Source organism: Sphingobium sp. B2, from assembly GCF_007693735.1.
Classification (GTDB): Bacteria; Pseudomonadota; Alphaproteobacteria; order Sphingomonadales; family Sphingomonadaceae; genus Sphingobium; species Sphingobium xenophagum.
The window spans coordinates 2,331,423-2,354,777 of sequence record NZ_VDBZ01000001.1; the positions used below are offsets into that span (position 1 = coordinate 2,331,423).

Consider the following 23,355-nt stretch of genomic DNA (forward strand, 5'->3'; position numbering starts at 1 on the left):
CCGTAAGCAAGATCGGGCGGCAAATCCATGGGGGTGCGCGCAGGTTCCATGCCCCCTGTCCTTTTATGCAATCCGCCGGTAGAGAAGCCGCTCCTTCCGCCAATCGGGAACAGACGCAACGTGGCACGCGAAATCACCGGATTTTCCAACCCGCTGGTGAAGCGCGTCCGATCCCTGCGCGAAAAGAAATTTCGCAAGGCTGAAGGGCTGTTTCTGGCCGAAGGCTTGCGCATCCTGACGGAAGCGCGCGAGGAAGGCGTGCTGCCCGAAATGCTGTTCCATGCCGGGTCCACCCACCCGCTGGCGATCGATCTGATCGCGGCAATGGAGGCGGCAGGCGGTGACGTCATCGAAACGTCCGCCGACATCCTCTCGAAAATCAGCGGCAAGGACAATGCGCAGGCCGTGGTGGGCGTTTATCGCGACCGGCTGACCCCGCTGGACAGGCTGGACCGCAACAGCGCCGACATCTGGATCGTCGCGCAATCGCTGCGCGATCCGGGCAATCTGGGCACGATATTGCGCACCGGCGATGCAGTGGGCGCAGGCGGGCTGATCCTGATCGACGATTGCGTCGACCCCTTCTCGGTCGAATCGGTGCGCGCATCGATGGGGGCGCTGTTCACCCAGTCGATCACCCAGGCGCGCTGGGGCGAATTCATGCACTGGTTGCGGCAAGGACCGGGCGAACTGATCGGCACCAGCCTGAAAGCCACGCAGGATTATCAGGAACCGCGCTATCAAAGCCCGTCCTTCCTGCTCGTCGGCAATGAAGCGCAGGGACTGCCCGAATCCTACGAGGCGGAATGCGATCTGCTGGTCAAGATGCCAATGCTGGGGAAGGCCGACAGCCTGAACGCGGCGGTGGCGACCGCCGTGATGGCCTATGAACTGCTGAACCAGAAAAGAAAGGGTTGAGGATGGCGGGTGCGGGGGCACGGATGAGCGGCATCGGTGAAATGTGGCGGTACAAGCGGGTGCTGACCGCCAGCCTGGTCGGCACGGCAGTCGAGTTTTACGACTTCTACATCTATGCGACCGCCGCCAGCCTGATCTTCCCCTCGCTCTTCTTTCCCTCCTCCTCTCCCACGGCGCAGCTGATGGCGTCCTATGGCAGCCTGGCCCTCGCCTTCTTCGCGCGTCCTGTGGGCGCAGCGGTGTTCGGCCATTATGGCGATCGCGTCGGGCGAAAGGCGACGCTGGTCGCCTCGCTGATGCTGATGGGCGGCTGCACCCTGTTGATCGGCTTCCTGCCGACCTATGCGATGATCGGTTATTGGGCGCCGCTCATCCTGTGCGTGCTGCGCTTTGGTCAGGGCTTCGGGCTGGGCGGCGAATGGGGCGGCGCGGCCCTGCTGGCGGTGGAAAATGCGCCGCCCGGCTGGCGCGCGCGCTTCGGCATGTTCCCGCAACTGGGCGCGCCGGTCGGCTTCATCGCCGCCAACGGCCTGTTCCTGATCCTGGGGGCGCTGCTCAGCGAACAGGATTTCCTGGCCTGGGGCTGGCGCTTGCCGTTCCTCGGCAGCGCCGTGCTGGTAATATTGGGCCTGTGGGTGCGGCTCAAACTCACCGAAACCCCGGAATTTGCCGCTGCGCAAAAGGAAACGCCGCCGCCCGCCGTACCGCTCGCCACGCTGCTTTCCACCCATCTGGGTGCGGCGATCGCCGGCACCTTCGCCTGCGCCGCCTGCTTTGCGGTCTATTATATCGCCACCGCCTTTGCGCTTGGTTACGGCACCACCGCGCTGAGGATCGACCGGGAAATCTTTCTCGCCATCCAGTTGGGGGCCATCCTGTTCATGGCGGCCAGCATCATCCTGGCCGGATGGTGGGCCGACCGCAGCAGCCCCACCACTGCCCTGGCCTGGGGCTGTGTCGGTACGGTCGGGATGGGGCTTGTGTTTGGTCCGCTGATCGGCACCGGCGCGCTGCTGCCAATCTTCGTGGCGCTCAGCCTCGCGCTCTTCATGATGGGCTTCATCTACGGCCCGCTGGGCGCCTATCTGCCTGCCCTCTTCCCGATCCAGTTGCGCTACACCGGCGCGTCCTTCGCCTTCAATCTGGGCGGCATCATCGGCGGCGCGCTGGCCCCGATCGTCGCGACCTGGCTGATCGGGGCGCAGGGCGTTGCGCTCGTCGGCCTCTATATGTCGCTGGCGGCGTTGATCAGCCTTGGCGGCCTGTGGTGGACCAGCCGCGGGCGCAGCTTGCCGGATCACTGACAAACAGCGTTAATTCAGGCTTTACCATGTCGTGGCAAAGCCGGTCGGATGACGATCCGACGCCTGATCCTGGCTGCCAGCATGATGCTGGCATTGGCGACCGCCCCGGTCGCCAATGCTGCGCCTGCGACCGGCGGGTCCAGCGCGACGATATTGGGCGCACTGCGGATCGAGAAAACGAGCGATCTCAATTTCGGGCAATTGGCGGTGCCCGGCCAGCCGGGCGTCGTGCGGATCCGCGCCGACAATAGCCGCGTGTGCAGCAACGGCCTGGTCTGCATGGGCAGCGCCAGCGCGGCGGCCTTTACCCTGCATGGCCGGCCAAATGAGCGGGTGGAAATCAGTCTCGACAAATCGACGGTGAACCTCACCAACACGGCTGGCAACCGCATATCGGCCAGCCTCAGCCAGTCCCATTCTCACATCCGCCTGAACGGGGGCGAAGCGATGTTCCAGATTTTCGGCACGCTACAGGTCCGCGCCAATCAGGCTCCCGGCGCCTATCGCGGCAGTTTCAGCGTATTGGTCCAATATGATTGACCGCACGGCCGTTCAGGCAACAGCCTTGCGCATCAGCATCATCGGCACGCCGCTATCCTCAAAAGCGCGCACGTCGACAAAACCGAAACTGCGATAGAGCGGCGCGCCCGCCAATGTGGCGGACAATTCCAGCGCAGCAAAACCTTCCGCCCGCGCCGCGGCCTGGCAAAGCGAGAGGACCAGCGTGCCCACGCCTTTGCGGACATGGTCGGGATGGGTGTACATCGCCCGCACCTTCGCCGCCTCCGTCGCCGGATCGAGCAGCCGGTCGTCACGCCCCGCGCTGTGATTGCCGCCATAGGCTGTCGCGCGACGGCTCCAGCCGCCACAGCCCGCGATCGCATCCCCCTCCTCCACCACGAAATAGGTGCCGTCGGCGATCAGGCGGCTGTCCAGCCCCATGAAGGCATGGCTGGCCTGCACCTGATCCGGCGTCAGGAACGGCCGTTGCAATTCATCGATCGCCCGCCGCATCAACGCGGCAAGCGCGGGTTCGTCGGCCAGCGTGGCAAGGCGGTGGGTGAGACGCATATTTTTCTGCTGCATAATCCCCTCGCCTTTTCAATCCCCACGCGGTCTCGTCCGGCAATGCTTCGGCCAATATCGAAGAATCTGTGACATTTGCACGACAGTAAAAAAGATGCCGCGCAATGATGTGTCGGCATGGCGGGTTAAACCCGACCACTCGTTTTACACGTTAGCGATAAAACCGACGGTCAGGGGATGGACGGAAAGGCCCATACACCAAAAAATAGGGGGCTATTTGATGATGAACAATTCACTCGCCGGGGGACTGGCCAAGGCTCTGCTAGCGACCACCGCACTTGCCGCTGCTATGGCACCGGCCTTCTCTCAAACGCCTGCCGCAGAGCCTGCGGTCGAAGAGGGTGCCACCATCGTGGTCTTGGGTACGCGCCGCACGGACCGATCCGTGACGGACTCGGCCTCGCCGATCGACGTGATCGGGGCAGCGGAACTGGCAACCCAGCCCGCGGCCGACATGCTGGAAATCGTGAAGAACCTCGTCCCCAGCTTCAACGTGGCGCAGAATGCGATTTCCGACGCTTCCACCTTCGTTCGCGCGCCGTCTATCCGCGGTCTGGCGGGCGACATGGCGCTGGTCATGATCAACGGCAAGCGCTTCAACCGATCCGCGCTGGTGCAGGTCGCGGCTGGCGACCCGACCAACAATCTCTCGCAAGGCTCCGACATTTCGGTGTTGCCATCCATCGCCTTTGGCAACCTGCAAATCCTGCGTGAAGGTGCGACCGCGCAATATGGTTCGGACGCAATTGCTGGCGTGCTGAACTATACGCTGCGCGAGGACGAGGGGCTGGAAGTCAGCACCCGCTACGGGCAATTCTATGACAATGGCGGCGACGGCATATCCCGGCAAATCGCGGGCTATGCCGGCGTCAAGCTGGGCGACCGTGGATTCATCTCGGTCGCGGGCGAGTATAATAAGGACGACGGCACCATCCGCAACGCGACGCGGCCGAGCGCCGTCCTGTTCGCGCAGGCAAATCCGGGGCTGGCATCGCAACTGCCCAATTATCCCGACCCGGTTCAGATTTTCGGCAATTCACCGGCTGAAGGATGGAAGGCCGCGGTCAACGCCCACTATGAGGTGACCGACGCAACCCAACTCTATGCCTTCGGCAACTTCGCGCATTCGAAGATCACGCAAAGCTTCAACTATCGTCCGCCCATCACCTATTCTGCGACCGATACGGCTGGCGTCGTGCGCGCGCAGACACGCAACAGTGCGTTTGGCCACCCCATCTACCTGACCCCCTGTCCTGCGAACAGCCAGACCTGCGCTGCGGGCGGGTTCGTGAAGGACGGCAACACCTTCTCCTTTTCCGAACTGTATCCGGCAGGCTTTACGCCGCAGTTCGTCGGCGTGAAGGACCAGGCGTTCGGCGTATTGGGCATCAAGGGCGACCTGATCGACAATCTGACGTTCGACGTGTCGGGATCGCTCAGCCGTAACGCGCTAACCCTGTCCATGTTTGACTCGCTCAGCCCGTCCTATGGACCGCTCTCGCAGACGGAATTTCAATTCGGTTCGTTGATCCAGAAAGAGACCAACCTGAATGCCGATTTCGTCTATTCCCTTGATGCTGGCCTCGCCAGCCCGGTCACCATCGCGTTCGGCGGCGAATATCGCAAGGAAACCTATTCGGCGACCGAAGGCGACGAACAATCCTATGGCATTGGGCCTTATTCCAACCAGGCGCTGTATGTCGAAACGGCTCCGGGTGTATATACTCTGGATTCCACCGTCACCATGCCGCCGGGCGCGAGCGGCTATGGCGGCACCAGCCCGGATGCAGCCGACAGCTTTTCGCAGCATTCCTATGCCGGCTATCTCAGCGCGGAGGTCGACTTGACCGATACGTTGTCGGTGGGCGCCGCCGGTCGCTATGAGCATTATAGCACATTCGGGTCAGCCACGGTCGGCAAGGTGAACGCCCTGTGGAAGATTACACCGACAGTTTCGGTACGCGGCACAGTTGGCACCGGCTATCACGCGCCCTCGCCGGGCCAGAGCAACGTCCAGATTCTGACGACGGCCTTCACCAATGGTATTCAGGTGCAGACGGGCACCTATCCGGTCTCCAATTCGATTGCGCAATATTTCGGCGCAACCCCGCTGAAGCCGGAAAAGTCCACCAACTATGGGCTGGGCTTCGTGTTCAAGCCCATGCCGAACTTGACCGTGACGGTCGATGGCTATTGGATCAAGATCAAGGATCGTATCGGCACATCGCAGACTTATAGCGTCACTGCCGCGGACATCATCGCCCAGCCCGCCCTGCTGGCCGTGGGAGAAGGCGGCGATGTCAATTACCCGACGAGCGCATACGACTCACGTACCGCCGGTATCGACTTTGTCAGCACCTATCGGACGGGCCTCGGTAATGGTCTGCTCAACCTGACGCTCGCTTATAACTATAACGAGACCAAGGTAACGAAGTTCGATCCGACGATTATCAGTGCTTCCCAGAAAAAGGATATTGAAGGCACCATTCCCAAGCATCGCGCCACATTCACGGGCAATTATTCTATCGGTGATCTCAGCTTCACCGCACGTGAAAACTTCTACGGCTCGTTCATTCTGGAAGACGCTTTCCCTGGTCAGACATTCGGGTCCAAATTCACCACGGATCTGGAGGTCAGCTACACGATTGCCAAGCACTATACGCTGGCGGTCGGTGCGACCAATTTGTTCAACACCTATCCGGACAAGATCAAGGCGACGACCGCCAACCCGATCTACGTGCTGACCAACAGCCTGTCCAATGGCCAGGTCTATCCCAACAGCGGCGGGCCTTTCGGTGCCAATGGCGGCTTCTGGTACGCCCGTCTTAAGGTGAAAATCTGACAGCCAGCGTAACGCGAAAAGAAATCGGGCGCCTTTCGGCGCCCGATTTTTATGTCTTGTCGCGAAGTGGCGAAGAAGACGCTCGCAGCGCCTTCAACATCCAGCCCTTCAACCCTCGGTGCGCACGTCGCGGCGTTCGGCGATGCGCGCGCGCTTGCCGGTGCGGCCGCGCAGATAATAGAGCTTCGCACGACGCACGACGCCGCGGCGGACGACGACGATCGAATCGAGGTTGGGCGAATAGAGCGGGAACACGCGCTCCACGCCTTCGCCGAACGAAATCTTGCGGACGGTAAAGTTGGAGCCCATGCCCTTGTTCGAACGCGCGATGCACACGCCTTCATAATTCTGGACGCGGCTACGGTCGCCTTCGACGACCTTCACGCCGACGCGCAGCGTGTCGCCGGGGCGGAAATCGGGAATGTCCTTGGCCAGGGCGGCAATGCTTTCCGCCTCGATCTGCTGGAGGATGTTCATGAAACGTCAGTCCTTCAAGTCGCGTTGCGCGCCAGAGGGCGACTGGACCCGAACGCCGATGTGACGTTCCCAAAGGTCCGGCCGCCGTGACCGTGTATCGACCTCCGCCTGTTGTTTCCGCCAGGCGGCGATCTTCGCATGATCCCCCGATCGCAACACTTGCGGGATCGTGCGCCCCTCCCATTCGACTGGTCGGGTATAGTGCGGATATTCGAGCAGCCCCGTTTCAAAGGACTCCTCCACCCCACTGGAAGCCGCGCCCATTACACCGGGAAGCAGCCGGACGCAAGCATCCAGCAGCATCAGCGCGCCCATTTCCCCGCCCGACAGGATGATGTCACCCATGCTGACCTGCTCGATTGGCCGGGCGTCGAAGATTCGCTCGTCAAACCCCTCGAATCGCCCGCATAATATCGTCGCACCGGGACCATCGGCCAGCGCGCGGACACGCGCCTGGGTGATCGGCGCGCCGCGCGGGGTCATGGCGATGACCGGCAGGTCGGGCCGCTGCGCGATCGCATGATCGACCGCACGCGCCATGATGTCCGCACGCAGCACCATGCCCGCGCCGCCGCCTGCTGGCGTATCATCGACCGTGCGATGCCTGTCGGTGGCAAAATCGCGGATCTGGATCGGCGCGCAGGACCAGCGCCCTTCCGCCAGCGCCCGCCCCGCTAGCGAAACGCCCAACGGCCCCGGAAACATCTCCGGGTAGAGCGTCAATATCTGCGCGGAAAAGCTCATCGCCGACGCGCACGCAGCCAGGCCGCCGACACCCCGCCTGCCAGGCACAGCGCGCCACAGGCCAGCAGCGCCAGTCCGATGGCGCGCAGCAGGTCGGCAAAGGGGCGCTCAGGATGGATCAGGCCGGGCAGCAGCACCAACAGCGGCACGGGACACACCAGCCCGATCGCCGCCGCCAGCTTCGCGCCACGCGACCAGCCAAGCCCGAACAGCCGCCAGCCAGCGGCCAGCATCGCAAGGAGATAGAGGGCGGTAAGGATCTGGGCCATGATCGCCGCTTAGGCGATGCGGACGGCAGCGTCCAGTTCCCGGCGGAAGGGAAGCATCAGCGCGTCCAGTCCTCGATTTGCAGGCCGGCTATATCGGCAAAGTCGGCTGCGTTGCGGGTTACCAGTGCGGCGTCCAGCGACAGGGCATGCGCCGCAATCAGACGGTCGAAACTGCCGCGCCGAAAGGGAAGCGCCGCATAAGCCTGCGCAGCCGCCTCGTCGAAGGGAAGAATAGCGATCTCCGCGACAAAGGCCGCCAGTATATCGGGCGGCGGCGGCTTGCCCCGCACCGTCCCATAGGCCAGTTCCGCATAGGTGATGGACGATATGAAGAGGCTGCCAGCCGCCTGCTCCGCCATCCGGGCAATCAGCGACGGATAGATGCCGGTAAAGACATAGATGCAGCTATTGGTGTCCAGCAGCCGCATCATGCCCCGGACGCATCACGACCCATCAGGTGCCAATCGCGGGGACTGTCATCGAAATCCTCGCGCGACAACGGCTCCAGCCATGGTGCCTTGCCCGCGAATTTGCTGACATCGATCTTGCGCTCGTTCTGAGCTGGCTCGAACGTGAAGCGGCCATGATCCTCGCGCAGGGTCATTTCGGCCCCTTCCTTGAAGCCAAGAGCCTTGGGCAGACGCAAGGCCAGGCTGTTGCCCGACTTGAAAATCTTGGCCTTATACTCTTCGCTCATCGCGGATCTCCGTATATACGTTCAGTATATACTATTCCACGAAAGCCGCGTCAATCACCGCCCGTTCGGCTTCCAGCGTGACGGCGTGCATCGGGGCCATGAAGCGCTTGCCCGGCTTGCCCTCGACCGATGGCCGCTGGACCTCGATAATGTCGCCAGCGCCGAAATTCTCTATCGCGATGATCTCGCCCAGCGCTTCGCCGTCACTCGACAGGCAAGACAGGCCGATCACGTCGGCATGATAATATTCGCCCTCAGCCAGCGGCGGCAGGGCGGAACGCGGGACGGTCAGCGCCGTGCCACGCATGGCTTCGGCCGCGCTGCGATCGCCGATTTCGGCAAAGCGCGCGACCGCACCATTGGAACCGGGGCGCACCGACTTCAATGTCAGCCTGCGCCCGCCCGCATCGAAACCGTCATAGCTTTTGAGGCTTTCCACCCCGTCGCCAAACAGTTTCAGGCGGACTTCGCCCGCCACCCCATGTGCGCCGATGATCGCGGCGAGAGTGACGGGCTTGTCGGTCAAGAGAATCAGCCCTCGGCCTGTTCGGCAGCGGCTTCTTCAGCAGGCGCTTCTTCGGCGGCAGGCGCTTCGGCAGGTGCCTTGGCGGCTTCCTCGGCGGCGATGCGGGCTTCTTCCGCCTCGGCCAGCTTGGTCGCGCGATCTTCGGCGCGGTCCTTGGCCTTCTGGCCCGGCACGCCCTTGTTCGGGTTGTTGCGCACGATCCGCTCCTTCACGCCAGCGGCGTCGAGGAAACGGGCGACGCGGTCGGTCGGCTGGGCACCGGCGGCAACCCAATGCTTCGCGCGTTCCACGTCCAGAACGACGCGCTTTTCGTCGCCCTTGGGCAGGACGGGGTTATAGCTGCCGATGCGCTCGATGAACTTGCCATCACGCGGCGCGCGGCTGTCGGCCACGACGATGCGATAATAAGGGCGCTTCTTGGAACCACCGCGCGAGAGACGAATGGACGTTGCCATGGAACTTACCTTTCTGACGTAAACTACGAATATACTTGCATTAATCGTCATGCCGGACTTGATCCGGCATCCAGAGCGGCTGGTCATTCCCATCCGACACTGGATTCCGGCATCCGCCGGAATGACGGGCTACTTCTTCATGAAATTCTGAAAGCCGGGCGGCAGCTTGGGCATGTTGCCGCCCAATCCGCCAAGGCCGCCCAGCCCGGACAGATCGGGCGGGCCGCCCTGTCCGCCGTCGGGACCGCCCAATCCGCCCATGCCACCGCCGGTGAACATCTTGGCCAGCCCTTTAAGGCCGCCCATCTTGCGGATCTTCTTCATCGCGCCTTCCATTTCCTGATGCATTTTCAGGAGCCGGTTGACTTCCTGCACCGTAGTGCCGGAGCCTTTGGCGATGCGGATCTTGCGCTTGGCGTTGATGAGCGCCGGGCGTTCCCGCTCCTTGGGCGTCATCGATCCGATCATCGCGTCGAGATGGATCAGCGTCTTGTCGTTCGCGCCACTATTGGCCATCGCCGCCTGCGCTTTCTTAAGGCCAGGGATCATCCCCGCCAGCGCGCCCAGCCCGCCCATGCGGCGCATCTGACTGAGCTGCGCGCGAAGGTCGTTCATGTCGAACTGACCCTTGGCCATTTTCTTGGCCAGCTTGTCGGCTTCGTCCGCATCGATGCTTTCGGCGGCGCGCTCGACCAGCGACACGACGTCGCCCATGCCCAATATGCGCTGCGCCACGCGCTGCGGGTGGAATATCTCGATCGCGTCGAGCTTTTCGCCGGTACCGGCAAATTTGATCGGACGGCCAGTAACCGCGCGCATCGACAGCGCCGCACCACCGCGCGCATCGCCATCCATCCGGGTCAGCACCACGCCGGTCAGCGGCACCTGCGCGGTAAAGCTCTGCGCCACATTGACCGCGTCCTGGCCGGTCAGCGAGTCGACCACCAGCAGGATTTCGGCAGGCGTCGCCACATCGGCCACCGCCTTCATCTCGTCCATCAGCGCCTGATCGACATGCAGACGCCCGGCGGTGTCGAGCATCACCACGTCGAAGCCCTGGAGCTTGGCCGACTGGAGCGCGCGGCGGGCGATGTCCACCGGCTGCTGCCCGGCGACAATCGGCAGGGTCGCCACGTCGCACTGGGTGCCCAGCACCGCCAGCTGTTCCTGCGCGGCCGGGCGCTGGACGTCGAGCGACGCCATCAGCACCTTCTTGCGGTCCTTGTCCTTCAGCCGCTTGGCGATCTTGGCCGTGGAGGTCGTCTTGCCCGACCCCTGCAAACCGACCATCATGATGACGGCGGGCGGGGCCACGTCGATCATCAGGTCCGACGTGTCGGACCCCAGCGTTTCGGTGAGCGTGTCGGACACGATCTTGACGACCATCTGCCCCGGCGTGACCGACCGCAGCACGTCGCTGCCCACCGCCCGCTCCGTCGCCTGATCGACGAACTGGCGCACCACCGGCAGCGCGACGTCTGCTTCCAGCAGCGCGATTCGCACCTCGCGCATCGCGGCGCGGACATCGTCCTCCGTGAGCGCACCACGCCCCCGCAGCTTGTCGAATACCCCACCCAGACGATCGCTCAGCGAATCGAACATCATCACCTCAATTGGCCCAAGGGCCTGAAAATCCGCGCATCCCTGCCAAACGACAAAATCGCCGGTGGGCGAAACCTCGCCAACCAGCGTCCATACAAAGCGCCTGATGCTTGTCCCTTTGCCGGGCGCGCGCTCAATGGATATGTCAGGGACCGGACGTCAAACCGCCCGATTGCAGTCGCGCCCTTAGCCCAGCCACGCCCGCGATGCAACTATGACCGTGCAAGCGCCTCCGTCAGCGCAATGACGGGCGGCGCCGCGGCCAGGATCGGGACGGCCAGCCCCTCGATAGCGATCACCGCCGCGCCGATCCAGCAGGCGGCATGCACCCTGCCCCGGCTGCGCAGATCGTGAACCATGGCGACCAGCACGAACAGCAACTGCCCGCTCATCACCGCCAGTCCACCCCATGGACCCAGCAGCGGCATCGGCAATATGCGTCCGAAGGCCGGGCCGATCATCGCCACCATCGCGCACAGCATCAGCCGCTTGTGCCAGTCGGTCCGGCGGCGCAGGCGGATCGCCGCGATCAGCAGCCCGCCAAAGGCGGAAACTTCCAGCAGGTTCAGCGCCACGAAGATCGTGTCGGGGAAGAAGGGCGGCACCCGGCCCATCCGCACCGACATCGCCGCCGTCCCCAGCGCCAGCGGCACCATCACCACCGCCAGCCCGGCTGCGATCCAGCCAAGCCGCCGGTGCAAGGCCCGCGACCCGCGCTGCGCCAGCACGGCCTGCGCCACGAAGATCAGCGTCCACGCCATGAACACCGCGCCATGGACATGCACCCAATAGGGCACGCGCGCGATGTCCACCTGCCCACGCAGGGCGAAGGAGCCGAAGCCGCCGATCACGGTTGCCGCGATCGCAACCGCCATCCCGACATGGAAACCATGATCGCGCGCCACCCCATGCGATCCGGCCGCGATACGCCCCCGTCTATCCATTGCCGCTACTCCCCCATTTCCGCAATTTTACACCCGTCCCATCGCCCTGTCTTGCAAGAAGTCGTCGCGTGCCAGCACAGCCCTTGCGCGGGCCGTCGCTTTGGGTCAGCAATCGAGCGACACAGAAAGAATGAGGGGCCGAACATCATGAGCTGGACACGCCGCAAGCCGATGGAGGCGATGACGCCCAGCGGCGACCAGCACCGCATGGCGCGCACCCTGTCCTGGCCGCATCTGCTGGCGCTGGGGGTGGGCGCTATCGTCGGCACCGGCATCCTGACGCTGATCGGCGTCGGCGCGGACCGGGCCGGTCCTGCCGTCCTCCTCTCCTTCGCCATAGCGGGCGCGATCTGCGCCTGCGCCGCGCTTGCCTATGCCGAACTGTCGACCATGATGCCCGCAGCGGGCAGCGCCTACAGCTACTCCTATGTCGTGCTGGGCGAAGGCATCGCCTGGATCGTGGGGTGGAGCCTGATTCTGGAATATAGCCTTGTCGTATCGACCGTCGCGGTCGGCTGGTCGGGCTATGCCGCGCCATTGCTCACCGCGATAGGCTTTCCCGAAGCGCTGACGCAGGGGCCGGAGCTGGGCGGCCTCATCAACCTGCCCGCCATCTTCATCATCGCCGTCGTCGCGGGCTTGCTGATGCTCGGCACGCACGAAAGCGCGCGGCTGAACACCATTCTCGTGGCGATCAAGATCGCGACGTTGAGCCTGTTCGTCTGGTTCACCCTGCCCGCCTTCGACGCCCAGAATCTGGAGCCGTTCATGCCCTTCGGCTTTGCCAAGCATATGGGACCGGACGGGGTCGAGCGCGGCGTCATGGCAGCCGCCGCAATCATCTTCTTCGCCTTTTATGGCTTCGACGCCATCTCGACCGCAGCGGAGGAAGCCAAGAATCCGGAGCGCGATCTGGCCATCGGCATCGTCGGATCGCTGGTTGCCTGCACGCTCATCTATGTGCTTGTCGCCGCCGCCGCGATCGGCGCCATGCCCTTCACCCGCTTCGCCGACAGCCCGGAACCGCTGGCGCTGATCCTGCGCGAAATGGGCCAGGGCAGCGTGGCGCGCATCGTCGCCATCGCTGCCGTCATCGCCCTGCCGACCGTGCTGCTGGGCTTCCTCTATGGCCAGAGCCGCATCTTCCTGGTCATGGCGCGCGACGGCTTCCTGCCGCAAAGCCTCGCCAAGATCTCCAAGCGCGGCACGCCTGCCCGGATCACAATGGTGACCGCCATATTGGTCGCGATCATCGCCGGCCTGCTGCCGATCGACGAGATCGCGGCGCTCGCCAATGCCGGTACGCTGATCGCCTTCACTTCGGTCGGCCTGTGCCTGCTGGTTCTGCGCAAACGCCTCCCCGACATGCGCCGCCCCTTCCGCACCCCTGCCGCCTGGTTCGTCGGCCTCGGCGCGATGGGCGGCTGCGCCTATCTGTTCATCAGCCTGCCGATGCAGACGATCCTGGCGTGTTTCGGGTGGAACGCCATCGGGCTGCTCGTGTATTTTCTGTATGGGCAGAAGCGGGCGATATTGAAACCATAACGAACTGATAAGGCTTATGGAATAAAGGTTGCGTATCTTGTTGCGGTAGTAAATTTACAGGGCGATATCGTGTATAAATCAACGTCCAGAGGTATGCAGAAGGCGCGAGGACGCGACCTGTCCAAAAGAGTTGGCCGGTTACCACGCAGCATACCAATGCGTTCCGTTCGTATGCGATGGTATGCACGAGTAAGAAATGCGCACGAGCGAAATCAATTTTTGCCAGCCGGAATGCCAGACTGGTTGTCTGGTGAAATCAGAGCTGTAACTGCCGAAAAGTGGCTAAGAGTTTGCGCCATAACTAAAGGACATTTCCCTGGCGATACGAACGTGATGCGTTAAGCCCTCGCTCCTCTGGCACTTTTCCTCATTTCCCCCTACATGCGCCCCCATCATGGGACGCTTTTCCAAAATGCATGGCCTGGGCAATGATTTCGTCGTGATCGACGCGCGCGCGCACGCGCTCGACATGACGGAAAGCCGCGCCCGCGCCATTGCCGATCGTCATGCCGGAATCGGCTGCGACCAGTTGATCCTGATCGGCAACGCGCCCGACGCCGACGTGTCGATGCAGATTTTCAATGCCGATGGCAGCGAAGTCGAAGCCTGCGGCAACGCCACGCGCTGCGTGCCGCTGTTCGTGGGCCGCGACGTGCTGATCCGCACGCGGGCGGGCCTGCTCGACGCCAAGGCAGTGACAGGCGGCGCCAGCGTCGATATGGGCGCGCCGCGCTTCGATTGGGACGCAATTCCCTTGGCCTACGCCATGGACACGCTGACCATGAGCGCGAGCTGGGAGGATCTGCCCCCGCCCGCCGCCGTCAATGTCGGCAACCCCCATGTCATCTTCTTCGTCGAAGATCTGGACGCGGTGGACACCGCCCGGCTTGGCCCGATCATAGAGACGGACCCGCTCTTCCCCGCCCGCGTCAACGTCAACTTCGCGCAGGTCGTGGGCGACAATCATCTCCGCCTGATCGTGTGGGAACGCGGCGCTGGCCTCACCCGCGCCTGCGGCACCGGCGCCTGCGCCACCGCCGTCGCCGCCATCCGTCGCAAACTGGTCAGCGGCCCCGTGACCGTCAGCCTGCCCGGCGGCGATCTCGTCATCGACTGGGCGCCCGGCGGCACGATCCGCATGACCGGCCCCGCGACCCATGTGTTCGATGGCGAGGCCGACTGGTCACGCTTCTAATGAGCGGCCCGGACATCATCACGCTGGGTTGCCGCCTCAACATTGCGGAGAGCGAGGCGATCCGTGAAATGGCGGGCGGGCAGGACGATCTGATCGTCGTCAACAGCTGTGCCGTCACCGCCGAAGCCGTCCGCCAGACCAGGCAGGCGATCCGCCGCGCCCGCCGCGACCGGCCCGACGCGCGGATCATGGTGACCGGCTGCGCCGCGCAGACCGAGCCGGACACCTTCGCCGCCATGCCCGAAGTCGATGCCGTGATCGGCAACCGGGAAAAGATGGCGGCGGCAACATACCAACCTCCGTTCGCTTCGAGCGTAGTCGAGAAGCGCTTCTCGACTACGCTCGCAGCGAACGGAGGTTGGTATGTTGCCGCCGCCATCTTTTCCCGGTTGCCGATCACGGCCTGTCTCTTATACACATCTAGATGTGTATAAGAGACAGGCCGTGATCGGCAACCGGGAAAAGATGGCGGCGGCAACATACCGACCTCCGTTCGCTTCGAGCGTAGGCGAGAAGCGCTTCTCGACTACGCTCGAAGCGAACGGGGCTTTTGGCGCAATGCCAGAGGTCCGCGTCGCCGACATCATGGCCGTGCGCGACACCGCGCCCCATATGGCAAGCGCCTTTGCCGATCATGCCCGCGCTTTCCTGGAAGTGCAAAATGGCTGCGACCATCGCTGCACCTTCTGCATCATCCCCTATGGCCGGGGGAACAGCCGCTCCGTCCCCGCCGGGGCGGTGGTTGAAAAGGCGAAGGAACTGGTCGCGGCGGGCTACCGGGAAATCGTGCTGACCGGGGTGGACGTCACCAGCTATGGTCCCGATCTGCCCGGCAGCCCCTCGCTCGGCCTGCTGGTCGAGCGCATATTGACCGGCGTGCCCGACCTCCCTCGCCTGCGCCTGTCGTCCATCGACAGCGTAGAGATTGACGACAGGCTGTTCGACCTGATCGCCCATGAACCCCGCATGATGCCGCATCTTCACCTGTCGCTCCAGGCGGGCGACGACATGATCCTGAAGCGCATGAAGCGCCGCCACAGCCGCGCCGACGCGGTCCGCATCGTCGATCGCCTCCTCGCCGCGCGGCCCGACATCAGCATCGGCGCGGACATCATCGCCGGTTTCCCGACCGAGGATGAGGCGATGTTCGAAAACAGCCTCGCGCTGGTGTCCGATTGCCGCATCGTCCACGGCCATATTTTCCCCTATTCCCCGCGTACCGGCACGCCCGCCGCGCGCATGCCGCAGGTGGACCGCGCGACCATCAAGGCCCGCGCCGCCCGTCTCCGCGCCGCCTGCGAAGCCCGGCGCGCGGACTGGCTCGCCAGCCTTGTCGGCACCCGCCAGTCGGTGCTGGTCGAACGCAGCGGGCTGTCCGGCCATGCCGAAAATTTCGCCCCGGTGCGCTTTGCGACCCCGCAGACCCCCTCCGCGATTCTGCACGCAACGATCACCGGCCTTGAGAATGGCGCGCTGATCGCGCAAGAGGCGCAGTAATGACCGATAATGCAATTTCCTGGCGCGATCGCCTGTTCGGCGGCCTGAAGCGCACATCCGACAAGCTGGGCGAAAATCTCACCGGCCTGTTCGGCAAGGCAGCGCTCGACAATCAGACGCTGGACGAGATTGAAGAAGCGCTGATCATGACCGATCTTGGCCCGGCCATGGCCGCCAGGGTGCGCGACCGATTGGCCGAAGGCCGGTTCAACAAGGAACTGACCGAGGAATATCTGCGAGAGATTATCGCGGAAGAGATTGAGAAGGTGCTGGCCCCCGTTGCCCGCCCGCTGGAGATAGAGGCCTTCCCCCGCCCGCAGGTCATATTGGTGATCGGCGTCAATGGCTCCGGCAAGACGACCACCATCGCCAAGCTGGCGCATAATTTTCTGGAACAGGATTATGGCGTGATGCTGGCGGCGGGTGACACGTTCCGCGCGGCGGCCATCGGTCAGCTCAAGGTCTGGGCCGACCGGCTCGGCATCCCCATCGTCGCTGGCAAGGAAGGCGGCGACGCGGCTGGCATCGTGTTCGATGCGGTCAAGCAGGCGACGGCCACCGGCATCGACGTGCTGATCGTCGACACGGCGGGCCGCCTTCAGAACAAGACCGAACTGATGGACGAACTGGCGAAGGTGCGCCGCGTGCTGGGCCGATTGAACCCGGCCGCCCCCCACGACGTTGTGCTGGTGCTGGATGCCACCACCGGACAGAATGCATTGAACCAGATAGAGGTTTTCAAGGAAGTCGCCCATGTCACCGGCCTGGTCATGACCAAGCTGGACGGCACCGCGCGCGGCGGCATGCTGGTCGCGGCGGCGGAGAAATATCGCCTGCCGATCCATGCCATCGGCGTGGGCGAAAAGATCGAGGATCTGCGCCCCTTCGATCCGGGCGACATGGCGCGGGCCATCGCCGGGACCGCCTATGCACGGTGAAATCGCCGTCATGCCGGACTTGATCCGGCGTCCAGAGTCCGCCACGCAGCGCTTCGACGCCCTGGATCCTGACGTTCGTCAGGATGACGATAGGAAAAACAGCCATGGCTGACACCAAACCCGCCCAACGCCCCGGACATGGGGGCACGCTTAGCCTGGCGCTCGATTTCGGGCCGCTGCTGGTCTTTTTCCTGGGCTATAAGTTCCTCGGCATGATCGTCGGCACCGCTGCCTTCATGGCGGCCATCGTCGTCGCGGTGATCGTGTCGAAATGGAAATTGGGCAAAGTCTCGCCCATGCTCTGGCTGTCCGCCGCGCTGGTGCTGTTTTTCGGCGGCCTCACCATCTATTTTCATGATCAGCGCTTCATCCAGATCAAGCCGACGATCATCTACAGCTTTTTCGCGCTGATGCTGTTTGGCGGGCTGATGCGCGGCAAGCCGCTGCTCAAATATCTGCTTCAGGCCGCCTATGATGGCCTGTCCGAAACAGGTTGGCGCAAATTGTCGCGCAACTGGGCGATCTTCTTCGTCGCCATGGCGATCGCCAACGAAGTGATGCGCCGCACGATGAGCTTCGACAGCTGGCTGGCGGTCAAGGTATGGGGCGTGACCATCGTGTCGGTGGTCTTTGCCGCCGCCAACATCCCCATGCTGATGCGCCATGGCCTCAATCTGGGCGACCGGCTGGACAGCGACGAAATTGGCGGCACATCGCCACCGCAGGGCTGAACGGCCGCCGCGCAAGGCCCGACAACCCGACCTGTAAGTCTAGGCGATCGTTACGCTGATGTCACATGGATATTTCCGTAGATGAAAAGCGAAAATATCCTGTTTTCGGTCGCGTAATAAGCCTGCTAGTGGCACGGAGCCTTCAGGTCGCAGTTTCGTTATGCGATCGTCCCCATCAACGAACCGAGGAGTTTTCCCATGGCTTTCACGCTGCCAGACCTGCCCTATGCCAAGGACGCTTTTGGCGAAATCCTGTCGGCCGAAACATTCGACTATCACCATGGCAAGCACCACAACGCCTATGTCGTGAAGGCCAATGAACTGGTCGCCGCCGACGCGTCGCTCCAGGGCAAGTCGCTGGTCGAGCTCATCAAATCGTCCAAGGGCGGTCTCTTCAACCAGGTCGGCCAGATCTGGAACCACAGCTTCTACTGGCTGTGCCTGTCGCCCGAAAAGAAAGCGCCGTCGGGCAAGCTGCTCGACATGATCAACGACAGCTTCGGCTCGGTCGACGCCCTGGTCGACAAGCTCAAGGCCGAAGCCGTTGGGCATTTCGCCAGCGGTTGGGCCGCGCTCGTCCTCAAGGACGGCAAGCTGGAAGTGACGTCCTACCATGACGCCGACACGCCGGTCGCGCATGAAGGCCATGCGCCGCTGCTGATCCTCGATGTGTGGGAACATGCCTATTATATCGACTATCGCAACCTGCGCCCGGCCTATGCCGAAAAGCTGCTGAAGGAAGCGATCGACTGGGACTTCGTCGCGCTCAACCTGGATGGCGAAGGCGTCAGCCGCGCCGACCAGCCGGGCTGATTCAACGGCCATGGCCCTGCATCGCATGGTGCAGGGCCATTGGTATATTTACGACCGTAATTATACCTACCGCAACGGTTTCTTAAGCTGCCGTACGCATCATCGGCCATCCGTAGACACGGAAGGGCGAAGCGATGGACATGACCGAACTGCGCCGACAACATGACGAGATCAGCCACATTGCGCACCGACTGGCGCAGGCGACGGCTGACCGCACCACCCCCCGCAGCGTGGGTTCCATCCGTTGGCAACTCGCGCGCCAGTTGATGGGGCATCTGGCGCTGGAGGACCGCATCCTCTACCCGGCGCTGCAACGCGCCGACGACGCGCATACCCGCACCACAGCCGCCGCCCTCCAGGCCGAAACCGGCGCGCTCGCCGAAAGCTTTTCCAGCTATATGACCGCGTGGAGCGACGATCGCGTCGCACGCGAATGGGCCGATTTCTGTATCGCGACGCAGGCCGTTATCCGCGCGCTGACCGAACGGGTCGACCGCGAGAACCGCACCCTCTATCCCCTCGCCGACAGGATCGACAACAGCGCCCCGCCGATCGCCCGCGCCGGCTGACCGGGTCAGGCAGTTGGCGGCGTCAAGGCCAGCGTCCGCGCCAGCTCATCCAGATCGGCGCCGGGCCGTACCAGCAGCCACTCCCGGCTGGCCGCGCCGTTCACCACCGTCACCGCGCCTTTGGGACACACGCCCAGGCAACTGACCTCGATGATGCCCGCCGCGGCCTTGCGCCCTTTCTTCAACGACAGGTGCCGCCGCAGCGCCTTGGCCAGCCGCTCGTCGCCATCGGGGCCAAAGCCGCCATCCAGTTTCTTTTCGCATTTGCGGCAGACAAGGATGGCATTCTGCCAGTTGGACCGGACCAGATGTTTCAATCCACCGCCCCGCGCGGCTTCCACGTCCGCCGCTCTTCCGCCGCGCGCAACACTTCATAGGCGGCCTGGATCGTCTGAAAACGGGCGGCGGCCTGCGTGTCGCCGGGCTTGACGTCAGGATGATTTTCCTTGGCCAGCATCCGCCAGCTTTTCTTCACCGCCTCGAAATCGGCGTCATCCTCCAGGTCCAGCGCCTTTAGCGCATGGAGTTCGTCGCGCGACCGGCTGCCATCGCCCGGACCGCCCCAGCTATGATAGGCGCTGCCCTGATAGCCGCCTGCGTCGCGCCGCTCGTCCCGCTCGCGCTGTTCGCGCTCTTCCTGGTCCAGCCCCTGAAAATAGTCCCAATTGCGGTTATATTCCCCGGCATGTTCGGCGCAGAAATACCAGCGTTCCGGGCTGTTGGGGGATTTGGGCGCGGGGCAATCGCCCGGCTTGTCGCACCCGAAACGGTCGCACATACGCACGCGCTGCGCCTCACGCGCTGCGCCATAGGCACGCCAGCGGGGAAATCCCCAGTCATTGGATCGGCTGTTTCGTGCCATTTGCCCGAATTAGGGAAGGTGCGGACGGAATGCCAGCCCATCGCGCCATATTTTGAAAATGCGCGAAAGAGCGCATTTTGAAGCCCGTACCAGCGGCAATACTCAAATAAATGCCAGAGGGCCTGTAAGCCGGGTTCTGTCCACCCCGCCAAGCCGTGAAGCCGGCGGGGATAGGCGACCATTCCTCTAGGGAACGGATTGCTCCGTTCCTCCAGCAACCAACCCGGACGGTCTCGGTCGAAACAGACCTAGCAGCATGAAGCTGCGCGCCGCCCCTATTCGGTCTTGCTCCCGGTGGGGTTTACCATGCCGTCTTGCGTTGCCGCAGACGCGGTGCGCTCTTACCGCACCCTTTCAATGTCACTGGGTCGAAACCTTAGCGACCTGCTTTCTGTTGCACTGTCCCTTGGATCACTCCAGCCGGTCGTTAACCGGCACCGTCATTTCGTGGAGCCCGGACTTTCCTCGCCGTGGAAGTTACCCGCCACGCCGCGGCCGCCCGGCCCTCTGGCGCGACGGTTCCTAGCCTCGTTCCGCTATCGCGTCACCTGCTTATTCATCGCCCCTTGGCTTGGGCAGCAGCAAAGCCAGCAGGATGGCGCGACATTCGCCGCAAATCACCCCGTCGATCAGTTCGGGACGGAAGCGCCGCTGGAACGCCACCACCGCCGCCTGCGGATCGGCGATGTCATAACCGAACCGTTCGAGCGCCAGCATGAAGCCACCATCGGTCCAGTGCGGGTCCATCAGATTCTTGGTCGGGCGCGGCAGGGCCAGCCGCAGCCGCGCCAGTTGCCCCCAGGGGAATAATTCGCCCGGATCCTGCTTGCGCGCGGGCGCAATGTCGCTGTGGCCGACGATGTTGCCGCGGGTGATGCGATGGCGCTGGACGATGTCGTGGACCAGCGGGATCAGCGAACTCATCTGGGTTTCGGGAAAGGGCCGATAGCCCCATTCATGCCCCGGATTGACAATCTCTATGCCGATGCTGGCGCTGTTGACGTCATCCACCCCGCGCCAGTGGGACCGTCCCGCATGCCAGGCGCGCTTGGCTTCGTCGACCATGCGGATGATCTGGCCATCCTCGGTCACGACATAATGGGCGGAAACCTTAGATTCGGGATTGGCCAGCCAGTTGATCGCACTCGCCGCGTCCGGCATCCCGGTATAGTGCAGCACCAGCATCGTGACCGGCAGGCTGCGCTCGTCGAAATTGGGCGACGGCGTTTCGATTATCGGCAGCTCGTTCATCATGCCCTTTCGGCCCGCCCGTGCAGTCGCGCGGCCTTGGCACGACATTGGCGCAGCGCGGCGCGGCAATCAAGCATGGTTAAAGCAGGCGCGAAGCTTTAACCCGCCCGCCGCACCCGGCCGATCGCGCCCTCCGGCAAGGCCGCCTGCCGCGCATAGGCTCCGCGAAATTCGGAATGGGCAATGAAATCATCGCCTTGCCCCATCACCGTTTCCCCCGCGCCCAGCAACAGGACCGATCCCGCATGGCTGTGCCGGGCCAGCAGCGACAGCACCGCCTGCCGTCGTTCGGGCGTGAAATAGAGCAGCACGTTGCGGCAGAGCAGCAGGTCATAGGCGCCCGTCGGCGCTTTCGCATCGAACAGATTGTCGTGGCGGAAATCGATCATCCGCCGCAATTCGGGACTGGCGCGCCAGTCGTCGCCCGACGGTTCGAACCATTTGAGCAGGTCGCCCACTGCCAACCCGCGCTGCACGTCCATTTGCGAAAATATGCCCGACCGCGCCTGATCGATCGCGGCGGTCGAAATGTCGGTCGCCATGATCTCGATCCGCCATCCGCTCCAGCGCGCCGCGTCGTTGCGCAGGCGGATCGCCAGCGAATAGGCTTCCTGCCCGGTGGAACAGCCCGCGCTCCATATGCGCAGCGTCCGGTCGGTCTTGGTGGCATGGATCGCGGGCAATATCTGCCGCTGGATCATGTCGAAAATCTGAAGGTCGCGGAAAAAGCTGCTTTCATTGTTCAACAGCGCATCGACGACATGCTGTTCCAGCCGCGCGTCGCCCTTGCGCAGCAACCGGGCGGCCAGTTCGTCCATGTCGTTCAGGCCATGATTGCGCAGCACGGGCCGCAGCGCGGTTTCCATTCGCCAGGCCCGGCCCTCGGTCAAGATCTGCCCGGTGCGCGCTTCCAGCAGCCCGGACAGGATGCGCGCCGCGCCCTGGAGTGTCGATGCGGGCGTGGGAGGCATGACCATCAAACAAGAACCTTTCCGCGCCGCGACACGAAATCCATAATGGCATGCGGTTCCATCACCGCGCAGGTCAGCCCCGCGCCCGCGACCGATCCGGGCATGCCCCAAACGACACTGCTGGCTTCATCCTGCGCGACGATCCAGCCGCCAGCCGCGACAATATCGCGCGCGCCGACCGTGCCGTCGCGGCCCATGCCGGTCAGCACGATACCCACCGCGCCTGCGCCATAGACTTCCGCCATGCTGGCAAACATCGGATCGACGCCGGGCAGGTTGCCGGCGGGCGTGCGTTCCGGGTTCAGCGTTATCGTCACCCGCCCATGCAGGCCGCGACGCAATTGCAGATTGGCGTCGCCGGGGGCGACATAGACCGTGTCGGCCATCAACAGATCGCCGGTTTCGGCGACTTTGACCCGCAGGCTGGTCATACGCGACAATTGCTGCGCGAAATAGACGGTGAAGCTGGCGGGCAGATGCTGGGTCAGCAACACCGGCACGCCCAGCGGCGCGGCCAGACCTTCAAACAGCTGTCCCAGCGCATGAATGCCCCCGGTCGACGCGCCGATGCCAAGGCAGGCGATTGGCTGCGCGGCAGGCTGGACGACGGGTGGCGCCAGCGGGCGCTGCGGCGGCGATGGCGCGGGACGATCGGTGAACAGGCGATTGAGCCGCTCGATCAACGTCTGGGGGAAATGCTCGCCAAAACTGCCGCTGCCCGGCTTCGACACAATGTCGCTCGCGCCCAGCGCCAGCGCTTCGATGGCGGCCGCGCTGCCCTCCTCGCACTTGCCCGACAGGATGGCGACCTTGACGCCGGGATTGGCGCGCAGGATGGCGGGCAGCGCGGCAAGCCCGCTCTGCCCCGGCAATTCGATGTCCAGCAGCACCAGGTCGATGTCATGCTCCGCCAGATAGCCCAGCGCCTGTTCGGCACTGTTCGTCTTGTGAACGACGGCATAGGCCGGGTCCGCATTCAAAATGCGTTCGATAACGGTGCGGACAACAACCGAATCATCAACGACCAGCGTGCGAACCACCTGGGGTTCGCTCCTCTGACTGGTCATGATCGGCGCGATGAAGGTCATCACGGGGCTTTCTGCACGAAGGATGAAGAAA

Annotated in this window: 26 protein-coding genes, 1 other RNA gene and 1 pseudogene; 12 read left to right on the forward strand and 16 right to left on the reverse strand. The window is 63.6% G+C overall.

Translation table 11 applies throughout. From position 1 onward, the window contains the following. The first annotated feature begins 120 nt into the window (after positions 1-120). The 3 genes from FE851_RS11280 to FE851_RS11290 are packed head-to-tail and all read left to right on the forward strand — an operon-like array spanning position 121 to position 2,762. Positions 121-918, forward strand: a complete 798-nt coding sequence (locus FE851_RS11280) for a TrmH family RNA methyltransferase (RefSeq protein WP_145202487.1) — start codon at positions 121-123, stop codon at positions 916-918. 23 nt (positions 919-941) lie between these two features. After that, positions 942-2,222: an MFS transporter gene (locus tag FE851_RS11285; protein WP_145202490.1), complete on the forward strand. Its 1,281-nt coding sequence runs from the start codon at positions 942-944 to the stop codon at positions 2,220-2,222. Between the two features lie 48 nt (positions 2,223-2,270). Beyond that, positions 2,271-2,762, forward strand: a complete 492-nt coding sequence (locus tag FE851_RS11290; protein WP_145202492.1) for a DUF4402 domain-containing protein — start codon at positions 2,271-2,273, stop codon at positions 2,760-2,762. A 12-nt stretch (positions 2,763-2,774) separates the two neighbouring features. Here the strand turns inward: FE851_RS11290 and FE851_RS11295 are convergent, their stop codons facing one another. Beyond that, positions 2,775-3,293, reverse strand: coding sequence for a GNAT family N-acetyltransferase (locus tag FE851_RS11295; protein WP_145202495.1), 519 nt, complete (start codon positions 3,291-3,293; stop codon positions 2,775-2,777). A gap of 235 nt (positions 3,294-3,528) precedes the next feature. Here FE851_RS11295 and FE851_RS11300 point away from each other — a divergent pair, with 235 nt between their 5' ends. Then, a complete protein-coding gene (locus FE851_RS11300; protein ID WP_261370903.1) occupies positions 3,529-6,150 on the forward strand; it encodes a TonB-dependent receptor plug domain-containing protein in 2,622 nt (873 codons plus the stop codon). A 108-nt stretch (positions 6,151-6,258) separates the two neighbouring features. On the opposite strand, the gene rplS is transcribed toward FE851_RS11300, so the two are convergent. From rplS to FE851_RS11345, 9 genes are all read right to left on the reverse strand, one after another. Next, a complete protein-coding gene (gene rplS, locus FE851_RS11305; protein ID WP_017181068.1) occupies positions 6,259-6,627 on the reverse strand; it encodes a 50S ribosomal protein L19 in 369 nt (122 codons plus the stop codon). Between the two features lie 6 nt (positions 6,628-6,633). Beyond that, complete coding sequence (trmD, locus tag FE851_RS11310; RefSeq protein ID WP_145202501.1) at positions 6,634-7,371, reverse strand: tRNA (guanosine(37)-N1)-methyltransferase TrmD; 738 nt, start codon at positions 7,369-7,371, stop codon at positions 6,634-6,636. After that, a complete protein-coding gene (locus FE851_RS11315; protein WP_107124759.1) occupies positions 7,368-7,640 on the reverse strand; it encodes a hypothetical protein in 273 nt (90 codons plus the stop codon). The genes trmD and FE851_RS11315 overlap by 4 nt, the downstream gene beginning before the upstream one ends. A gap of 56 nt (positions 7,641-7,696) precedes the next feature. Then, positions 7,697-8,071 (reverse strand): type II toxin-antitoxin system VapC family toxin, encoded by a 375-nt coding sequence (locus FE851_RS11320; RefSeq protein WP_145202504.1) that lies wholly within the window; start codon positions 8,069-8,071, stop codon positions 7,697-7,699. After that, positions 8,068-8,337, reverse strand: a complete 270-nt coding sequence (locus FE851_RS11325; RefSeq protein ID WP_019053979.1) for an AbrB/MazE/SpoVT family DNA-binding domain-containing protein — start codon at positions 8,335-8,337, stop codon at positions 8,068-8,070. Before FE851_RS11325 ends, FE851_RS11320 begins: the two co-directional genes overlap by 4 nt. 31 nt (positions 8,338-8,368) lie before the next feature. Next, the gene (rimM, locus tag FE851_RS11330) at positions 8,369-8,863 is read right to left on the reverse strand and encodes a ribosome maturation factor RimM (RefSeq protein WP_145202507.1); all 495 of its coding nucleotides are present in this window, start codon (positions 8,861-8,863) and stop codon (positions 8,369-8,371) included. A 5-nt stretch (positions 8,864-8,868) separates the two neighbouring features. Then, a complete protein-coding gene (rpsP, locus tag FE851_RS11335) occupies positions 8,869-9,318 on the reverse strand; it encodes a 30S ribosomal protein S16 (RefSeq protein ID WP_017181062.1) in 450 nt (149 codons plus the stop codon). 129 nt (positions 9,319-9,447) lie between these two features. Beyond that, complete coding sequence (ffh, locus tag FE851_RS11340) at positions 9,448-10,923, reverse strand: signal recognition particle protein (RefSeq protein WP_017181061.1); 1,476 nt, start codon at positions 10,921-10,923, stop codon at positions 9,448-9,450. Positions 10,924-11,132: 209 nt separating this feature from the next. Next, positions 11,133-11,864 carry a hypothetical protein gene (locus FE851_RS11345; protein WP_145202510.1) on the reverse strand — a complete coding sequence of 244 codons (732 nt, stop codon included), beginning with the start codon at positions 11,862-11,864 and terminating at the stop codon, positions 11,133-11,135. 147 nt (positions 11,865-12,011) lie between these two features. On the opposite strand from FE851_RS11345, the gene FE851_RS11350 reads away from it, so the two are divergent. The 8 genes and pseudogenes from FE851_RS11350 to FE851_RS11385 all read left to right on the forward strand — a co-directional run bounded on the left by FE851_RS11350 (position 12,012) and on the right by FE851_RS11385 (position 19,152). Then, complete coding sequence (locus FE851_RS11350; protein WP_145202513.1) at positions 12,012-13,409, forward strand: amino acid permease; 1,398 nt, start codon at positions 12,012-12,014, stop codon at positions 13,407-13,409. 394 nt (positions 13,410-13,803) lie between these two features. Continuing rightward, positions 13,804-14,604: a diaminopimelate epimerase gene (gene dapF / locus FE851_RS11355; protein WP_145202516.1), complete on the forward strand. Its 801-nt coding sequence runs from the start codon at positions 13,804-13,806 to the stop codon at positions 14,602-14,604. Further along, positions 14,604-14,906 (forward strand): annotated as a pseudogene (locus FE851_RS11360) (tRNA (N(6)-L-threonylcarbamoyladenosine(37)-C(2))-methylthiotransferase MtaB); the annotation flags it as partial. The gene dapF and the pseudogene FE851_RS11360, both read left to right, overlap by 1 nt. Before the next feature lie 61 nt (positions 14,907-14,967). Then, on the forward strand, positions 14,968-16,101 hold the full coding sequence (locus tag FE851_RS11365) for a MiaB/RimO family radical SAM methylthiotransferase (protein WP_261370904.1): 1,134 nt from the start codon (positions 14,968-14,970) through the stop codon (positions 16,099-16,101). Next, positions 16,101-17,039: a signal recognition particle-docking protein FtsY gene (ftsY, locus tag FE851_RS11370; protein WP_017181055.1), complete on the forward strand. Its 939-nt coding sequence runs from the start codon at positions 16,101-16,103 to the stop codon at positions 17,037-17,039. The genes FE851_RS11365 and ftsY overlap by 1 nt, the downstream gene beginning before the upstream one ends. A 104-nt stretch (positions 17,040-17,143) precedes the next feature. Next, complete coding sequence (gene ispZ, locus FE851_RS11375) at positions 17,144-17,770, forward strand: septation protein IspZ (protein WP_017181053.1); 627 nt, start codon at positions 17,144-17,146, stop codon at positions 17,768-17,770. Positions 17,771-17,968: 198 nt separating this feature from the next. After that, positions 17,969-18,583 (forward strand): superoxide dismutase, encoded by a 615-nt coding sequence (locus FE851_RS11380; RefSeq protein WP_017181052.1) that lies wholly within the window; start codon positions 17,969-17,971, stop codon positions 18,581-18,583. 134 nt (positions 18,584-18,717) lie between these two features. Next, positions 18,718-19,152, forward strand: coding sequence for a hemerythrin domain-containing protein (locus FE851_RS11385; protein WP_145202519.1), 435 nt, complete (start codon positions 18,718-18,720; stop codon positions 19,150-19,152). 5 nt (positions 19,153-19,157) lie between these two features. On the opposite strand, the gene FE851_RS11390 is transcribed toward FE851_RS11385, so the two are convergent. The 6 genes from FE851_RS11390 to FE851_RS11415 form a co-directional block, all read right to left on the reverse strand. Continuing rightward, positions 19,158-19,493, reverse strand: a complete 336-nt coding sequence (locus tag FE851_RS11390) for a (2Fe-2S) ferredoxin domain-containing protein (protein ID WP_145202522.1) — start codon at positions 19,491-19,493, stop codon at positions 19,158-19,160. Next, positions 19,466-20,014, reverse strand: a complete 549-nt coding sequence (locus FE851_RS11395) for a J domain-containing protein (protein WP_019053990.1) — start codon at positions 20,012-20,014, stop codon at positions 19,466-19,468. Before FE851_RS11395 ends, FE851_RS11390 begins: the two co-directional genes overlap by 28 nt. 109 nt (positions 20,015-20,123) lie before the next feature. Further along, positions 20,124-20,525: RNase P RNA component class A (gene rnpB, locus FE851_RS11400), an RNA gene on the reverse strand. 41 nt (positions 20,526-20,566) lie between these two features. Further along, on the reverse strand, positions 20,567-21,265 hold the full coding sequence (locus tag FE851_RS11405) for an N-acetylmuramoyl-L-alanine amidase (RefSeq protein WP_107124887.1): 699 nt from the start codon (positions 21,263-21,265) through the stop codon (positions 20,567-20,569). A gap of 98 nt (positions 21,266-21,363) precedes the next feature. Then, the gene (locus tag FE851_RS11410) at positions 21,364-22,242 is read right to left on the reverse strand and encodes a CheR family methyltransferase (RefSeq protein ID WP_019053992.1); all 879 of its coding nucleotides are present in this window, start codon (positions 22,240-22,242) and stop codon (positions 21,364-21,366) included. Then, positions 22,242-23,324 carry a chemotaxis protein CheB gene (locus FE851_RS11415; RefSeq protein ID WP_130752307.1) on the reverse strand — a complete coding sequence of 361 codons (1,083 nt, stop codon included), beginning with the start codon at positions 23,322-23,324 and terminating at the stop codon, positions 22,242-22,244. Before FE851_RS11415 ends, FE851_RS11410 begins: the two co-directional genes overlap by 1 nt. Positions 23,325-23,355: the final 31 nt, after the last annotated feature.

Excerpts from the sequence above, each read along its gene's own strand:
- FE851_RS11300 (WP_261370903.1), top strand. The coding sequence starts at position 3,529 with ATGATGAACAATTCACTCGCCGGGGGACTGGCCAAGGCTCTGCTAGCG.
- FE851_RS11410 (WP_019053992.1), bottom strand. The coding sequence starts at position 22,242 with ATGGTCATGCCTCCCACGCCCGCATCGACACTCCAGGGCGCGGCGCGC.
- FE851_RS11290 (WP_145202492.1), top strand. The coding sequence starts at position 2,271 with ATGACGATCCGACGCCTGATCCTGGCTGCCAGCATGATGCTGGCATTG.
- FE851_RS11350 (WP_145202513.1), top strand. The coding sequence starts at position 12,012 with ATGAGCTGGACACGCCGCAAGCCGATGGAGGCGATGACGCCCAGCGGC.
- ftsY (WP_017181055.1), top strand. The coding sequence starts at position 16,101 with ATGACCGATAATGCAATTTCCTGGCGCGATCGCCTGTTCGGCGGCCTG.
- FE851_RS11415 (WP_130752307.1), bottom strand. The coding sequence starts at position 23,324 with ATGACCTTCATCGCGCCGATCATGACCAGTCAGAGGAGCGAACCCCAG.
- ispZ (WP_017181053.1), top strand. The coding sequence starts at position 17,144 with ATGGCTGACACCAAACCCGCCCAACGCCCCGGACATGGGGGCACGCTT.
- FE851_RS11345 (WP_145202510.1), bottom strand. The coding sequence starts at position 11,864 with ATGGATAGACGGGGGCGTATCGCGGCCGGATCGCATGGGGTGGCGCGC.
- FE851_RS11325 (WP_019053979.1), bottom strand. The coding sequence starts at position 8,337 with ATGAGCGAAGAGTATAAGGCCAAGATTTTCAAGTCGGGCAACAGCCTG.
- FE851_RS11315 (WP_107124759.1), bottom strand. The coding sequence starts at position 7,640 with ATGGCCCAGATCCTTACCGCCCTCTATCTCCTTGCGATGCTGGCCGCT.
- FE851_RS11320 (WP_145202504.1), bottom strand. The coding sequence starts at position 8,071 with ATGATGCGGCTGCTGGACACCAATAGCTGCATCTATGTCTTTACCGGC.
- FE851_RS11395 (WP_019053990.1), bottom strand. The coding sequence starts at position 20,014 with ATGGCACGAAACAGCCGATCCAATGACTGGGGATTTCCCCGCTGGCGT.
- FE851_RS11385 (WP_145202519.1), top strand. The coding sequence starts at position 18,718 with ATGGACATGACCGAACTGCGCCGACAACATGACGAGATCAGCCACATT.
- FE851_RS11380 (WP_017181052.1), top strand. The coding sequence starts at position 17,969 with ATGGCTTTCACGCTGCCAGACCTGCCCTATGCCAAGGACGCTTTTGGC.
- FE851_RS11295 (WP_145202495.1), bottom strand. The coding sequence starts at position 3,293 with ATGCGTCTCACCCACCGCCTTGCCACGCTGGCCGACGAACCCGCGCTT.
- trmD (WP_145202501.1), bottom strand. The coding sequence starts at position 7,371 with ATGAGCTTTTCCGCGCAGATATTGACGCTCTACCCGGAGATGTTTCCG.
- rpsP (WP_017181062.1), bottom strand. The coding sequence starts at position 9,318 with ATGGCAACGTCCATTCGTCTCTCGCGCGGTGGTTCCAAGAAGCGCCCT.
- rplS (WP_017181068.1), bottom strand. The coding sequence starts at position 6,627 with ATGAACATCCTCCAGCAGATCGAGGCGGAAAGCATTGCCGCCCTGGCC.
- FE851_RS11285 (WP_145202490.1), top strand. The coding sequence starts at position 942 with ATGAGCGGCATCGGTGAAATGTGGCGGTACAAGCGGGTGCTGACCGCC.
- dapF (WP_145202516.1), top strand. The coding sequence starts at position 13,804 with ATGGGACGCTTTTCCAAAATGCATGGCCTGGGCAATGATTTCGTCGTG.
- FE851_RS11405 (WP_107124887.1), bottom strand. The coding sequence starts at position 21,265 with ATGAACGAGCTGCCGATAATCGAAACGCCGTCGCCCAATTTCGACGAG.
- ffh (WP_017181061.1), bottom strand. The coding sequence starts at position 10,923 with ATGATGTTCGATTCGCTGAGCGATCGTCTGGGTGGGGTATTCGACAAG.
- FE851_RS11365 (WP_261370904.1), top strand. The coding sequence starts at position 14,968 with ATGTTGCCGCCGCCATCTTTTCCCGGTTGCCGATCACGGCCTGTCTCT.